General features: G+C 55.7%; 12 protein-coding genes. 5 read left to right on the forward strand and 7 right to left on the reverse strand.

The window, feature by feature from the left end; all coding sequences use genetic code 11:
• Positions 1 to 395: 395 nt before the first annotated feature.
• From B6S09_RS17830 to glyQ, 3 genes are all read right to left on the reverse strand, one after another.
• Positions 396 to 1,649 (reverse strand): valine--pyruvate transaminase, encoded by a 1,254-nt coding sequence (locus B6S09_RS17830; RefSeq protein ID WP_094279831.1) that lies wholly within the window; start codon positions 1,647 to 1,649, stop codon positions 396 to 398.
• 152 nt (positions 1,650 to 1,801) lie between these two features.
• Positions 1,802 to 3,871, reverse strand: a complete 2,070-nt coding sequence (gene glyS, locus B6S09_RS17835; RefSeq protein WP_094279832.1) for a glycine--tRNA ligase subunit beta — start codon at positions 3,869 to 3,871, stop codon at positions 1,802 to 1,804.
• Positions 3,872 to 3,875: 4 nt separating this feature from the next.
• A complete protein-coding gene (gene glyQ, locus B6S09_RS17840) occupies positions 3,876 to 4,787 on the reverse strand; it encodes a glycine--tRNA ligase subunit alpha (protein WP_094279833.1) in 912 nt (303 codons plus the stop codon).
• 100 nt (positions 4,788 to 4,887) lie between these two features.
• Between glyQ and B6S09_RS17845 the strand changes: the two genes are divergently transcribed.
• Complete coding sequence (locus tag B6S09_RS17845) at positions 4,888 to 5,457, forward strand: DNA-3-methyladenine glycosylase I (protein WP_094279834.1); 570 nt, start codon at positions 4,888 to 4,890, stop codon at positions 5,455 to 5,457.
• 85 nt (positions 5,458 to 5,542) lie between these two features.
• Positions 5,543 to 6,193, forward strand: coding sequence for an OmpA family lipoprotein (locus B6S09_RS17850; protein ID WP_094279835.1), 651 nt, complete (start codon positions 5,543 to 5,545; stop codon positions 6,191 to 6,193).
• 47 nt (positions 6,194 to 6,240) lie between these two features.
• On the opposite strand, the gene B6S09_RS17855 is transcribed toward B6S09_RS17850, so the two are convergent.
• The 4 genes from B6S09_RS17855 to fadB form a co-directional block, all read right to left on the reverse strand.
• Entirely contained in the window at positions 6,241 to 7,164 is a 924-nt protein-coding gene (locus B6S09_RS17855; protein WP_094279836.1) for an AEC family transporter, read from the reverse strand.
• Between the two features lie 73 nt (positions 7,165 to 7,237).
• On the reverse strand, positions 7,238 to 7,483 hold the full coding sequence (gene tusA / locus B6S09_RS17860) for a sulfurtransferase TusA (RefSeq protein WP_094279837.1): 246 nt from the start codon (positions 7,481 to 7,483) through the stop codon (positions 7,238 to 7,240).
• A gap of 71 nt (positions 7,484 to 7,554) precedes the next feature.
• Positions 7,555 to 8,718, reverse strand: a complete 1,164-nt coding sequence (fadA, locus tag B6S09_RS17865) for an acetyl-CoA C-acyltransferase FadA (RefSeq protein WP_094279838.1) — start codon at positions 8,716 to 8,718, stop codon at positions 7,555 to 7,557.
• A gap of 20 nt (positions 8,719 to 8,738) precedes the next feature.
• Positions 8,739 to 10,877, reverse strand: coding sequence for a fatty acid oxidation complex subunit alpha FadB (gene fadB, locus B6S09_RS17870; protein ID WP_094279839.1), 2,139 nt, complete (start codon positions 10,875 to 10,877; stop codon positions 8,739 to 8,741).
• 228 nt (positions 10,878 to 11,105) lie between these two features.
• Here fadB and B6S09_RS17875 point away from each other — a divergent pair, with 228 nt between their 5' ends.
• Genes B6S09_RS17875 through hemG form a run of 3 tightly spaced genes read left to right on the forward strand, consistent with a single transcriptional unit; the run spans position 11,106 to position 13,741 of the window.
• Positions 11,106 to 11,726, forward strand: a complete 621-nt coding sequence (locus B6S09_RS17875; RefSeq protein ID WP_094279840.1) for a YigZ family protein — start codon at positions 11,106 to 11,108, stop codon at positions 11,724 to 11,726.
• Positions 11,727 to 11,747: 21 nt separating this feature from the next.
• Positions 11,748 to 13,205 (forward strand): TrkH family potassium uptake protein, encoded by a 1,458-nt coding sequence (locus B6S09_RS17880; protein ID WP_094279841.1) that lies wholly within the window; start codon positions 11,748 to 11,750, stop codon positions 13,203 to 13,205.
• 11 nt (positions 13,206 to 13,216) lie between these two features.
• Complete coding sequence (gene hemG, locus B6S09_RS17885; RefSeq protein ID WP_094279842.1) at positions 13,217 to 13,741, forward strand: menaquinone-dependent protoporphyrinogen IX dehydrogenase; 525 nt, start codon at positions 13,217 to 13,219, stop codon at positions 13,739 to 13,741.
• Positions 13,742 to 13,938: the final 197 nt, after the last annotated feature.

A 13,938-nucleotide genomic window follows, 5' to 3' on the forward strand; every position in this document is an offset into this window, starting at 1 on the left:
GTAAAGAGATCCGAAAGCGGCCACACTATCGTATCACCGAGCAGATGCTGCACTGGGCCAGACTGGAGTTAATGCGCCTGGCTCATCACGCGGGGAGCTCCGAATTATGAGGGGATCCTCCAGCGCCGGCGTAAGCCGGCGTTGTTGTTTTTGGGCTCAGTTGACTGTGGGCCCCGAGAGCCGTCGGTCAAGAGGGACTTCTTTCCAGCAGTTGCGGCGCATCTGTAAAACCGGCAGGCAGTGCAAGTGCTTGAGGGGAGAGAAAAGGGAACCGCTCCACCGACCGATCAAATGCCATGGATGGCATTTGCCGAGCGGCCCACGGAAGGGCTCGAAGCGTGTCGGTGGGGTGGGCGCTATGCTCGACCTTGCTCGGCTCTGCAAGCGAGTTTGGGTTAGGCCTCGCCATAAATGGCCAGCACTTCCTTCGCCAGAATCTCGATGCCCGCTTTCACGTCCGCTTCCGGCTGGGCGTAATTCAGGCGAATGCATTGCTTGCTGTGGGCCCAGTGTTCGTCTTCGATCCCCGGGAAGAAGTAATGGCCCGGCACCACCAGCAGGCCTTTTTGTTTAAGGCGCTGATACAGCTCCTGACAATGTACCGGTAGATCCTCAAACCACAGCCATAAAAACAATGCGCCTTCCGGTTTGTGAATATGGAACCAGGGTTGAGGAATGGCCTGTTGCAGCCATTCTACTGCCTGCTCGGCCTTGGCCTGATAGAAGGGCTTGATGACATTGTTACTCAGTTCAATGATGTCACCGTTTTTGATCATCGGAAGGGTGAGGGCCGGTCCCATGCTGCCAGGGGCCAGGTTCACGATGCCGCTGATATTGGTAATGGCTTTAACAATCGTGGGGTTGGCAATCACAATACCGCAGCGCACGCCGGGCAATCCCAGCTTTGACAGGCTCATGCACAATATGGTGTTGTCATTCCAGAACGGGGTAGCGTCACTGAAAATGATATTGGGAAAAGGAGTGCCGTAGGCATTGTCAATCAACAGGGGAATGCCTTTGTCCCGGGCAATCTGGTCCAGGTGGCGAATTTCTTCATCGGTAAGGACGTTGCCGGTCGGGTTGGTGGGGCGCGACACACAGATAAGACCAATATCATCACCCACCTCAAGGTGATCAAAGTCCACGTAGTATTTAAACATTCCATTATCAAACTGCCGAATTTCCGGTTTGCATGCTACAAAATGGTCCTCGTCCAGAGCGCTGTCGCCGTATCCGATATATTCCGGTGCCAGCGGAAACAGCACTTTCTTTCTGCGACCGCCCCTGAAGTCACCGGCCATCAGGTTAAACAGGTAGAAAAAGGCTGTCTGGCTGCCATTGGTCAGGGCGATATTCTCGGGGCCTACCTGCCAGCCCAGCTCTTTGGACAGCAGCTCGGCCAGTGCTTGAATAAAGCTGTCCTTGCCCTGCGGGCCATCGTAATTGGCTATGGCTTTCAGCAAATCCCCGGTTTTTAGCAATTCCTGTGCCTGTCTGTCCAGATAGGCCAGTACCTCCGGAATAGCGGCCGGATTACCACCGCCCAGCATAATGGTATTAGGTGCAGTGAGGCCTTGGTTGAGATCGTCCATCAGCAGAGTGATGCCGGAGTGTCGGGTGAACTTCTGTCCGAATGCTGAGAATTCCATGTTCAAGCTACCAGTTACAATTTAATGATAAAAAAACACGGTAGCGGATATCGTCATGGGTGTCGACTGGATAAAAGGCGTGTTTCACGTGAAACAGCCAATAAAAAAGCCCCGCCAAAGCGGGGCTTAAACACGGGGCACAACTTGCCGGCTTATTGCAGCAGAGAAATATCGGCGACGCGCAGGAACAGGTTGCGCAGCTGGTTGAGCAGAGCCAGGCGATTCAGGCGAACGGCATCATCGTCGGCCATGACCATTACCTGATCAAAGAAGGCATCTACACTCTCACGCAGAGATGCCAGCTCAGCCAGCGCCTTGCTGTAGTCGCCACCAGCAAACAGTGGTGCCAGACGCTCGGTCAGTTCAGCAACCTGTGCTGCCAGTACTTTCTCAGCGTCATCCTGTAACAGGCCGGCATTGACCTCGGCAGGAATTTCACCGTCAAACTTGGACAGGATATTACCTACCCGCTTGTTGGCGGCGGCCAGGGCAATGGCAGCATCGAGTTCGCGGAAGGCACTGACCGCTTTCACCCGGGCGTCAAAGTCGGCAGGACGGGTGGGGCGGCGGGCCAGTACGGCCTGAATCACGTCGACACCGTAGCCCAGATCCTGATACCAAGAGCGGAACCGGCCCAGCATAAACTCCAGCACATCGTCAGCCACATTCTGGTTGGACAGCTTGCTGCCATAGAGCGCGCGGGCTTGATCGATCAGCATCAGCAGATCGAGCTGGTAGCCTTTTTCCACAATAATACGCAGGGCGCCCAGTGCGGCCCGGCGCAGGGCGAAGGGATCCTTGTCGCCTTTTGGGGCCTGTCCGATACCAAAAATACCTACCAGGGTATCTAGCTTGTCAGCCAGTGCTACAGCGGCAGAGACGTCCTGTCCGGGCAGATCGTCACCGGCAAAGCGCGGCTGGTACTGCTCTTTCAGGGCCAGAGCAACGGCTTCCGGCTCGCCGTCGTGGCGGGCATAGTGCATGCCCATCACGCCCTGCGTGTCGGTGAATTCAAACACCATATTGGTGACCAGATCGCACTTGGAGAGCAGGCCGGCACGCTCGGCATGGGCCTGTTCAGCCCCAATGGCCGCGGCCACATAACTGGCCAGTGCGCTGATGCGCTCAGACTTTTCTTTTACCGTGCCCAATTGCTGCTGGAACAGCACGTTGTCGAGCATCTCCAGGCGTGAAGCCAGGGTGGTTTTGCGATCGGTGTTAAAGAAAAATTCGGCGTCGGCCAGGCGCGGTCGAACTACCTTTTCGTTGCCCTGAACGATCTGGCTCGGGTCCTTGGACTCGATATTGGTGACGAAGATGAGCTTCGGCAGCAGCTTGCCGTTGGTGTCGTATACCGGGAAGTATTTCTGGTCACCCTTCATGGTGTACACCAGAGCTTCGGCCGGTACTTTGAGAAACTCTTCTTCAAAGGATGCCGTCAGCACTACCGGCCATTCTACCAGGGAGGTGACTTCTTCCAGCAGCTCTTCTTCCAGATCGGCGATACCGCCTACCACGGCAGCGGCGTCTTTTACACCGGCTTCAATGATGGCCTTGCGGCGTTCGAAGTCGGCCAGCACTTTGCCGCGGCGTTCCAGTTGCTCAAGGTAATGGTCGGCATGATCCAGTTGAAACTCCTGTTCGCCCATAAAGCGGTGGCCGCGAATGATGCGGTCGGAGCTAATACCCAAAATGGTGGCTGGCAGCAGTTCCTCGCCCAGCAGCAGGGTGAGGGTATGTACCGGACGAATAAACTGGATGGATTTGTCGCCCCAGCGCATGGCTTTGGGGATCGGCAGTTTGCTCAGTGCCTGCTCCACCATGGCGGGCAGCAGATCGGCGGCGGGCTGGCCTTTAATATCGGCCACATGCACCAGCCATTCGCCTTTGTCGGTTTTAAGACGACCGGCCTGCTCCACACTGATACCGTTACCTCGGGCCCAGCCCAGAGCGGCTTTGGTGGGGTTGCCATCGGCATCAAAAGCAGCCTGTACAGCGGGGCCGCGCTTTTCAACTTGCTTGTCGGGCTGAGCGCCAGCCAGGCTGGTCACTTGGACCGCCAAGCGACGAGGGGCAGCGAACCAGCGAATGGCAGCAAAGGCCAGGTCGGCGCTGTTGAGTTCGTTTTGCAGGTTATCGGCAAAGGCCTGACCCAGATTGCGCAGGGCCTTGGGAGGCAGCTCTTCGGTACCGATTTCTACCAGGAAATTCTGTTCAGCCATGGCCTTATCCTTCTTTTTTGCACATAGGGAAACCGAGGGCTTCGCGGGATGCGTAATAAGCTTCGGCGACGGCTTTGGTCAGGGTACGAATACGCAGAATATAGCGCTGACGCTCGGTTACCGAGATGGCCTTGCGGGCATCCAGCAGGTTAAAGGCGTGGCCGGCTTTGAGTATGCGCTCGTAGGCAGGCAGCGGCAGCGGCGTTTCCAGCTCCAGCAGGTGCTGACATTCTTTTTCGCACTGTTCAAAAAAGCTGAACAGAAAGTCGACATCAGCGTGTTCGAAGTTGTAGGTAGACTGTTCTACTTCGTTCTGATGGAAAATATCGCCATAGGTAGTCTTGCCAAGAGGGCCATCGCACCATACCAGGTCATAGACAGAATCCACGCCCTGAATGTACATGGCCAGGCGCTCCAGACCATAGGTGATCTCTCCGGTCACGGGTTTGCATTCCAGACCGCCTACTTGCTGGAAGTAGGTGAACTGGGTGACCTCCATGCCATTGAGCCAGACTTCCCAGCCCAGACCCCAGGCACCGAGAGTCGGGTTCTCCCAGTTATCTTCCACGAAGCGGATATCATGTACCTGAGGGTCCAGTCCCAGCGCCTCAAGTGATCCCAGATACAGTTCCTGCAGATTGTCAGGTGACGGTTTGATCATCACCTGAAACTGGTAATAGTGCTGCAGGCGGTTGGGGTTTTCGCCGTAACGGCCGTCGGTCGGGCGGCGGGAAGGCTGTACATACGCGGCAGCCATGGGCTCGGGGCCGATGGCCCGCAGGCAGGTCATGGGGTGTGAAGTGCCGGCACCCACTTCCATGTCCAGTGGCTGCACCACGGTGCAGCCCTGACGGGCCCAATAATCCTGCAATGTGAGGATCAGACCCTGAAAGGTATTGATATCGAATTTTTGCATGATGATAGCGCCTTGATATAGGTGCGTTTGCTGAGTGAAACTAGGTTACCGAGTATACCCGCTGGTCCGGTGTGAATATAGGCTGAATTAGGGAGGCACCATGGTGCAGCGTTGTGCCTGGGTCAATCAGGACCCGCGTTATATTGCTTATCACGATAATGAATGGGGGGTGCCTGAGTATGACAGCCGGGCACTGTTTGAAAAATTGTGTCTGGATGGCCAGCAGGCCGGTCTTAGCTGGTTTACTATTTTGTGCAAGATTCCGGCTTATCGTGAAGCCTTTGCCGGCTTTGAACCAACGCAGTTGATTTCATTCACGGCCGAGGATGTGGACCGCCTGATGCAAAATGCCGGTATTGTGCGTAACCGGCGCAAAATTGAATCCATTATTACCAATGCGCATGCTTATCTGGCCATGGAAAAGGAAGGTATCGATTTCAGCCGTTGGTTATGGAGTTTTGTGGGGGGGACGCCTGTAATTAATGACTGGAGCGATCCCGCTGCCGTACCGGTGACCACGCCGGAATCTGATGCTATGGCCCGGGCACTGAAGCGCCATGGTTTTGCTTTTGTGGGCAGTACCAGTTGTTACGCTTTTATGCAGGCCACAGGTATGGTGAACGATCATCTGCGGTGCTGTCATTGTCACCCCGGTCACGTCAGCCAATGACCGTAATGGCTTAATACGGACTTGGTGTTAGCGGTAACACAGCGCTATATTGTCGCTTACTTGTGCTTTGTTAACGGGATTAACTATGAAAAAGATTTGTCTTGCCGTGGCGGCGGCAATGGCGCTTTCCGCCTGTACGACCAATCCTTATACCGGCGAACGCGAAACCTCCAGCGCGGCTATTGGTAGTGGTCTTGGTGCCTTGGCCGGTGCTGTGATCGGAGGGGTATCCTCAGGAGACAGTGACCGCGCCAAAGGAGTACTGATCGGTGCTGCCAGCGGTGCCGCGCTGGGGGGCGGCGTGGGTTATTATATGGACGTGCAGGAAGCCAAGTTGCGTGACCGTATGCGCGGCACAGGTGTCAGCGTGACCCGTAACGGTGATCAGATTATTCTGAATATGCCCAGCAACGTGACGTTTGCTGTCTCCAGTGCCGACTTGTCCCCGAGTTTTTACAATACCCTGAGTGGTGTTGCCATGGTACTGAAAGAGTACGACAAGACCTGGGTGAACGTGGTGGGCCATACTGACAATACCGGCTCTGCCAGCTTTAACCAGGGGCTGTCTGAGCGCCGTGCCGCTACTGTGGGGCAGTTCCTGATCGGCCAGGGTGCCGCTGCCAACCGTTTTAATATTCGCGGTGTGGGCTTCAGCCAGCCGATCGCCACCAATGCTACCGAGCAGGGCCGTGCTCAGAATCGCCGGGTTGAAATTACCTTAAGCCCCATGGGCTAAGTGCCATCCGGAAGCGATAAAAAATGCCCGCCAAATGGCGGGCATTTTTATGGCAGCATATTTAGCAGCGTTATCCACAAGGGGAGTAATGCCATGGCAAGCAGTGTCTGGCCGGTGATGATCGCGGCCATCAATGAAGCATTCCCTCCCATCTGGCGAGCCAGAATATAGGCAGAGGTGGCGGTAGGCAGAGCAGCAAACAGTACAACGACTCCCAGCTCCATCGACCCCAGGCCCAGCAGTTTGCCGCCGAGCAGGGCAAGCAGGGGCAGTACCCCGAACTTGATCAGACAGGCATGCCAGAACGCATTGCCGGTGCCCCGCAGCGCTTTGGGTTGCAGGGCAACACCTACGGCGATAAGACCCAGTGGCAGCGCCGCCCGGCCGGCCAGTGCCAGGGTATCCTGGCTCCAGCCTGGCAGGCCGATACCGCTGAGGTTAAGCGCGATACCTGCTGCGCAGGCCAGTAGCAGGGGGTTCCGGATCAGTGCCTTCAGCGCGCGCCACAGGCCTGCGGCACCACGGCTGTCACTGGCAACAAACATCAATACGCAGAGAATATTTACCAGGGGGACCATCACTGCGATGGCCACGGCGGCGGCAGTGATGCCGGCATCGCCATAAAGCGCGGCGGCACCGGCCAGGCCCACATAGGTGTTGAAACGCAGGGCCCCCTGGAACAGCGAGCTGAATGACGCACTATCCGGCTCCAGCCGGTGGCGCAGCAGCCAGAGGGCGGCGGCCAGCAGTAACAGCAGGGTGGTGAGCAGGCTTATCATGCCGGTGAAGGCCACCTGGCTGAAGTCGGCGGTGGCCAGGGTGCTGATCAGCATGGCCGGAAACAGCAGAAAATAAATAAAGCGTTCGGCCGAGGCCCAGAAGGGCGGATCTGGAAAGCGTAGCAGGCGTAGCACAACGCCGGTCAGGATCAGCAGGAATAAGGGGCCAAGGGCATGGCTGACGGCAAGCATAGGGGCTCCGACAGTACGAGAGAGCCCCAGCATAGCAGGTTACTGGAGCGAGCAGCGTGCGCCCGCTCGCGGTTCAGTTCCCTTTTTGGATTAGGAACTGGTAAGGCAGTTGTTCCACCTGGCTGGACAGCAGCTGGTGCTCCATAAAGCGACAGAAGCTGGGAATGTCGCGGGTGGTGGACGGATCGTCGGCAGTGATTAGCAGAATTTCGCCGGTGGCCATGGTGCGCACCTGCTTGCGCACCATCATAACCGGCTCCGGGCAACGCAGGCCGGTGGCATCCAGGTGATGGTGGGCATCGGAAAGATAAACGGTCATATCAGTTAACTTCGTCGTAAAAACCCGCCTATCTTAATGCTGATGAAATAATGGTCAACCTTCTTGTTCTCTTATATGCGTTCAAATACGGTGGCAATGCCCTGACCCATGCCTATGCACATGGTGGCGACTCCCAGAGTGGCATCCTGCTGCTCCATCAGGTTAATCAGGGTGGTACAGATGCGGGCTCCCGAGCAACCCAACGGATGTCCCAGCGCAATGGCACCGCCATTCAGGTTTACCCTGTCATCCAGGGTATCGAACAGGTTTAGTTCTTTCAGTACCGCTAGCGACTGGGCTGCAAAGGCCTCGTTCAGCTCAAACAGCTCAATATCCTGCAGAGCAAGACCGGCTCGTTGCAATGCCTTGTACACTGCTGGTACCGGACCCATGCCCATTACTGATGGCTCACAGCCGGCTACTGCCATGGCTCGAACTCTGGCTCTGGGGGTGAGTCCCAGCGATTCGGCTTTATCTGCAGACATCACCAGCATGGCGGCGGCCCCGTCCGACAAGGCCGACGAGCTGCCGGCAGTCACCGTGCCGTTGGCCGGATCAAACACCGGCTTCAGACTGGCCAGTGATGCCGGGCTGGTGTCGGGGCGGATAACTTCATCGGTATCCAGCAGCAGCGGCGCGCCATCGGCGTCATGACCACGGGTGGCCAGTACTTCGTTCTTGAAGCGGCCCAGCAGGGTGGCTTCATACGCTTTCTGATGGGAGCGCAGGGCAAAAGCGTCTTGCTGTTCGCGGCTGATACCATGCATTTTTGCCAGCATTTCGGCGGTTAGTCCCATCATACCGGCGGCTTTGGCCACGTTCAGAGCCAGCCGTGGGTGGAAATCCACGCCATGATCCATGGGTACATGGCCCATATGTTCTACCCCGCCGATCATAAAAATGTCGCCGTCGCCCGTTCGGATCGCCCGGGCGGCATCATGCAGCGCCTGCATGGAACTGCCACACAGGCGGTTTACGGTAACCGCGCTCACGGTTTTAGGTAATCCGGCCAGTAAGGCGGCATTACGGCTAATATTGAACCCCTGTTCCAGCGTCTGCTGCACACAGCCCCAGATAATGTCTTCAATTTCCCCGGCATTCAGTAACGGGGAGCGGGCCAGTAGCCCCTGCATCAGGTGGGCAGACAGATCTTCGGCACGCACATGGCGAAAGGCCCCGCCTTTGGAGCGGCCCATGGGAGTGCGAATACAATCAACGATAACCACGTCTTTCATGATATGTCTCCTGCCGCCAATCAATAGAAGGTTTCATTATGTTGTGCCATGTGGCGCAGCCGGTCGCTGACCTGATAAAGCGGGCCCAGACCGGCATGACGATCCGCCATGGCCATATATTGTTTCAGGCCGATAATATCCAGCCAGCGGAATACGCCACCGCGGAATGGCGGAAATCCCAGCCCGAGTATCAGCGCCATGTCTGCCTCGGCGGGTGACGCGATAACGCCTTCTTTCAGGCAGCGCACTACTTCGTTGACCATGGGGACCATCATGCGGGCGACAATGTCATCGGCTTCAAAGGGACGTGATTCACCATAGGCCGTTTTCAGCAGAGCCATCCCCTGTGTATTAACGGTTTTTTGCAGCCGGCCTTTTTTGTCTTGCTGCCAGCTATAAAAGCCGTGCCCGTTCTTCTGCCCCAGGAATTGCTGCTTAAACATCAGCTCAATGGCGGAGCTGCCAGTCGGTGTCATGCGGTCGGGAAACCCTGCTGCCATCACTGCGGCGGCATGGTGAGCGGTATCTATGCCGACCACATCCAGTAGCCGGGCTGGTCCCATGGGCCAGCCAAACTGGCTCTCCATAACCTTGTCGATATCGGTGAAGTCTGCACCGTCGGCCAGCAGATGGGTGAAACCAAAGAAATAGGGAAACAGCACCCGGTTGACAAAAAAACCGGGACAGTCATTGACCACAATGGGTGTTTTGCCCATAACCAAGGCGCAAGCCACAACCCGATTGATGGTCTCGTCACTGGTTTTTTTACCGCGAATGACTTCCACCAGTGGCATACGATGCACCGGGTTAAAGAAATGCATGCCGCAGAACCGTTCTGGCCGCTTCAGGTTGTCTGCCAGGGCCGAGATGGGAATAGTCGAGGTATTGGAAGCGATGACGGCGTTTTCATTTACCTTTTGTTCTGTTTCTGTCAGCACTCTGGCCTTGATGTCCGGATTTTCCACCACCGCCTCCACCACCAGATCGGCGTCGGCCAGTTCGTCATAACTCAGTGTAGGGCGAATACTGGATAGCACGCTGGCCAGCCGTGTGCCGTCAATTTTCCCTCGTTCCAGCTGCTGATTCAGCCGCTTGCCGGCTTCATTCATGCCAAGTGACAGGGCCTTGTCATCAATGTCTTTCATCACAGCCGGTATCCCTTTTACCGCAGCCAGACAGGCAATACCGCCGCCCATAATACCGGCCCCCAGTACTGCCATCTGCTGGACGGCAGTGGTGTGTTTGGCTGCCTTTTTTGCCTTGCCCTTGACCAGCTGATCATTCAGAAAGATACCCACCAGGGCTCGGGCGGCCGGGGTACGGGTAAGTTTGATGAAATTATCCTGTTCTACCTGCAGGGCATCGTCACGGCTCATGCCGGCAGCGGTGGCCATGGTGGCGACTGCCATCAGCGGAGCGGGGTAGTGTGGGCCGGCTTTGGCTGCCACCATGCCTTTGGCGGTAGCAAAGCTCATGGTGGCTTCCGTCTTGCTCAGGGTGAGGGGGGAGGTTTTCTGCCAGCGGCGATCTTGCCAGCGGTATTCATCGGCCTGTTGTAGCACCCTGATGGCAGTTTCCCTGAGTTTGTAAGTGCTTACTACCGCATCCAGTATTCCCAGTTTCAGGCAGTCATCAGCCCGATGATCCTGCCCGGTGGTAATCCACTCCATGGCATTGTCTGCCCCCACCAGCCGGGGCAGCCGGACGGTACCGCCAAACCCGGGCATAAGGCCCAGTTTGGTTTCTGGCAAGCCTATGCAGGCACTGGCATCACCCAGACGGAAATCGGTTGCCAGAATGCATTCGCAGCCGCCGCCGAGGGCATATCCCCGGATCAGGCTCAAGGTCGGGAAAGGCAAGTCTTCCATGCGGTTAAAAATGCTGTTGGCCCGGCCCAGCCAGGTTGCCAGCTCGGCTTCAGGCAGCTCAAACTTGTCGAGAAACTCGGTGATATCGGCACCCACTATAAAGGTGTCTTTGGCGCTGGCAATCAGCAGGCCCTTCACATTTGCTGTGCGCTCCAGGGCAGTGAGGGCTGTTTCCAGTGATAGCAGGGTCGCACTATCCAGCTTGTTAACACTGCCGGGTGCATCAAAGCAAAGTTCGGCAATGCTATTGTCCATAAGGGTGATCGAGAGGGCTTCACCTTGGTAGATCATATGTATATCTCCTTGAATTCCCTGACGCAGCGCCGGAAACAACCGGGCATAATGGAATCACTATGGACAGTAAATAAGCACTTTTCAATGTCTTTTAAAACGCTCGTTTAAAAAGCGAAGTGCGTGATCCCGGCGCGGCGTGGCGCAGGAACAGCTGTGCTATGATGACCGGCCTTGTAGCATATGTACCGGCGTTAACAGCCGGCCAGAACCGTTCAGGGACGACCCATGACCGCTTCTCCCTATCTTGTTCCGGCGGCCTCTGTGGTGTGGGAACAGGAAATTAAAAAAAGCCGCTTTATTGCTTTCCTGGCACATACGCCCGATGCGGAGGCAGCCAAGGCGTTTATTGAACGGCTGCGGGACGAATATCCCGGTGCCGGACACCATTGCTCGGCTTTTATTGCGGGTGCACCGAACGACTCTCAGGCGCTTGGCTTCAGCGACGATGGCGAGCCGTCAGGTACTGCCGGCAAGCCCATGCTGGCCGTCTTGCAGGGCTCCGGTATTGGTGAAGTTACCGCGGTAGTGGTGCGTTATTTTGGCGGTATCAAGCTGGGCACCGGTGGTCTGGTGCGGGCCTATGGCAGTTCGGTGAACGGTGCTCTGGCTGAACTGACCACGGTAGAAAAAGTGATTGAAGGGCGACTGGCACTGTCCGCCGATTACAGCGATGTGGCTCTGCTGGATAATCTGCTGTCTCAAAGCGGAGCCCGCTGGGCGCAGGTGGATTACGGTGCCGTTGTCAGCGGCGTGCTGCAGGTGGACATTCGGTTGCTCGACAACCTGATCCGACAGATTAAAGACAGAACACAGGGAAGGGTGATCGCGCGCCCGCTTACCGATTAACACTTGAGCTTCGTAACAAGCATGCATATTCGCTCCATTATTCGTATTGTTGGTATTCTGGTGGCGCTGTTCAGTGTCACCATGCTGGCTCCGGCGCTGGTTGCTTACATTTACCGGGACGGCGCAGGCCTCGACTTTTTCAGTGCTTTTCTTATTTGTCTGGTGCTGGGGCTGGTGCTGTGGTTTCCCAACCGGACACACCATAAAGATCTGCGGGCCAAGGAAGGCTTTTTAATAGTGGTGCTGTTCTGGACGGTACTGGGCAGTGTTGGTGCCATTCCTTTTTTGCTTAGCGCACAGCCGCAGATGACGGTAGCTGAGGCCTTTTTTGAGTCTTTTTCGGGGCTGACGACCACGGGAGCAACCGTGATCAGCGGGCTGGATAATCTGCCCAAAGCCATTTTGTTTTATCGTCAGATGCTGCAGTGGCTGGGAGGTATGGGCATTATTGTGCTGGCGGTGGCGATCTTGCCTATTCTGGGGATTGGCGGCATGCAGCTGTTCCGGGCCGAGATCCCGGGTCCGGTAAAGGATAACAAGGTGGCACCGCGTATTGCCGAAACGGCCAAGGCGCTGTGGTACATCTATCTGGTGTTGACCATTGTCTGTGCTCTGTTGCTGTGGCTGGCGGGAATGAACCTGTTTGACGCTATCTGTCATTCCTTTTCCACCATCGCCATCGGCGGCTTTTCTACCTACGATGCCAGTGTGGGGCACTTCAACAGCCCGGTGATTAACCTGATTATCGTGGTTTTTCTGATTATTGCCGGGGTCAACTTCAGCCTCCACTTTGCCGCTTTCTCCAACAGAGGACTGCGCCTGTCGGTGTATCGGATGGATCCTGAGCTGAAAGTGTTTATTGGCGTCCAGCTGGTGCTTACCTTTATATGTATGGCCATGCTGTTGGCGCATCAGGTGTACAGCGATCCCTGGCAGGCGCTGGATCAGGCTTTGTTTCAGTCGGTATCCATTGCCACGACCGCTGGCTTCAGTACTACAGGTTTTGCCGAGTGGCCGCTGTTCTTGCCAATATTACTGATGTTCGCTTCCTGTATCGGTGGTTGCGCCGGCAGTACCGGAGGCGGTATCAAGGTGGTACGCATCATGCTGCTGAATCTGCAGGGCATGCGGGAGCTGAAGCGGCTGATCCACCCGCGAGCAGTCTATCGAATAAAGCTTGGCAACAAAGCGTTAGCTGATAGAGTGGTTGAGGCTGTCTGGGGCTTTTTTGCCGCTTACGCACTGGTCTTTGTCCTTTGCATGCTTGCTCTGCTGGCAACCGGTATGGACGAGCTGACGGCGTTTACTGCCGTGGTGGCCACATTGAATAATCTTGGTCCGGGTCTGGGCGAGGTGGCAGCCAACTTTGGCAATACGACTGATGGTGCCAAGTGGATTTTGGTGTTGTCGATGCTGTTTGGTCGCCTGGAAATCTTTACCCTGTTGGTGCTGTTTACGCCTGCTTTCTGGCGAAGCTGATTGAGGAGTATATGGAAAAACTGTTGGTGCTTTATTCATCCCGTAATGGTCAGACTCACAAGATCATTGAGGCGATGCGGAATGAATTCAGTGGTTATGAGGTGGAGCTGGTGGACTTACATACAAGTCCTAAAAAGAACCTCAGCAAATATGACAAGGTGCTGATTGGTGCCTCCATTCGCTACGGCCGTTTTCACGACAGTGTCTATAACTTTATTCATCACCACAGTGAGCAGCTGGCGGTGGCCGATTCTGCTTTCTTTTGCGTATGCCTGACTGCCCGCAAGCCCGAAAAGGCGGTTCCGGGTAATAATGCCTACATTAAGAAGTTTCTGGCCCGCTCTTCCTGGCGGCCAAGAACCATAGGTGTGTTTGCCGGTGCGCTGCAATACAGTGAATATAACTGGTGGCAGACACGTATTATTCAGCTGATTATGAAAATTACCGGCGGCAGCACAGACACCAGCCGGGATCTGGAGTTCACCGATTGGGATAAGGTCAGTGAATTTGCTAAAAAAGTAGCCAGAAGAAGCTAAGTAAACGCAACAAAATGACAACAAAAAGGCGGTTTCAGTATGTTTTTCATACGAAGCCGCCTTTTTTAATAAAAATGTCAAAAAAGCCCTTGCGCAAAATCCGCGGCTCCCTATAATGCGCATCCACTGACACGGGGCAACACGCCAACGGTCACAAACGTTGAAAACGAACAAAACAAAGTTCAAATCAACGCTTG

The sequence above is a fragment of the Oceanimonas baumannii genome (assembly GCF_002245495.1).
Lineage (GTDB): Bacteria > Pseudomonadota > Gammaproteobacteria > Enterobacterales > Aeromonadaceae > Oceanimonas > Oceanimonas baumannii.

Bases quoted from the DNA above. Each gene is read 5' to 3' on its own strand.
- B6S09_RS17830 (WP_094279831.1), bottom strand. From the start codon at position 1,649: ATGGAATTCTCAGCATTCGGACAGAAGTTCACCCGACACTCCGGCATC.
- glyS (WP_094279832.1), bottom strand. From the start codon at position 3,871: ATGGCTGAACAGAATTTCCTGGTAGAAATCGGTACCGAAGAGCTGCCT.
- glyQ (WP_094279833.1), bottom strand. From the start codon at position 4,787: ATGCAAAAATTCGATATCAATACCTTTCAGGGTCTGATCCTCACATTG.
- B6S09_RS17845 (WP_094279834.1), top strand. From the start codon at position 4,888: ATGGTGCAGCGTTGTGCCTGGGTCAATCAGGACCCGCGTTATATTGCT.
- B6S09_RS17850 (WP_094279835.1), top strand. From the start codon at position 5,543: ATGAAAAAGATTTGTCTTGCCGTGGCGGCGGCAATGGCGCTTTCCGCC.
- B6S09_RS17855 (WP_094279836.1), bottom strand. From the start codon at position 7,164: ATGCTTGCCGTCAGCCATGCCCTTGGCCCCTTATTCCTGCTGATCCTG.
- tusA (WP_094279837.1), bottom strand. From the start codon at position 7,483: ATGACCGTTTATCTTTCCGATGCCCACCATCACCTGGATGCCACCGGC.
- fadA (WP_094279838.1), bottom strand. From the start codon at position 8,718: ATGAAAGACGTGGTTATCGTTGATTGTATTCGCACTCCCATGGGCCGC.
- fadB (WP_094279839.1), bottom strand. From the start codon at position 10,877: ATGATCTACCAAGGTGAAGCCCTCTCGATCACCCTTATGGACAATAGC.
- B6S09_RS17875 (WP_094279840.1), top strand. From the start codon at position 11,106: ATGACCGCTTCTCCCTATCTTGTTCCGGCGGCCTCTGTGGTGTGGGAA.
- B6S09_RS17880 (WP_094279841.1), top strand. From the start codon at position 11,748: ATGCATATTCGCTCCATTATTCGTATTGTTGGTATTCTGGTGGCGCTG.
- hemG (WP_094279842.1), top strand. From the start codon at position 13,217: ATGGAAAAACTGTTGGTGCTTTATTCATCCCGTAATGGTCAGACTCAC.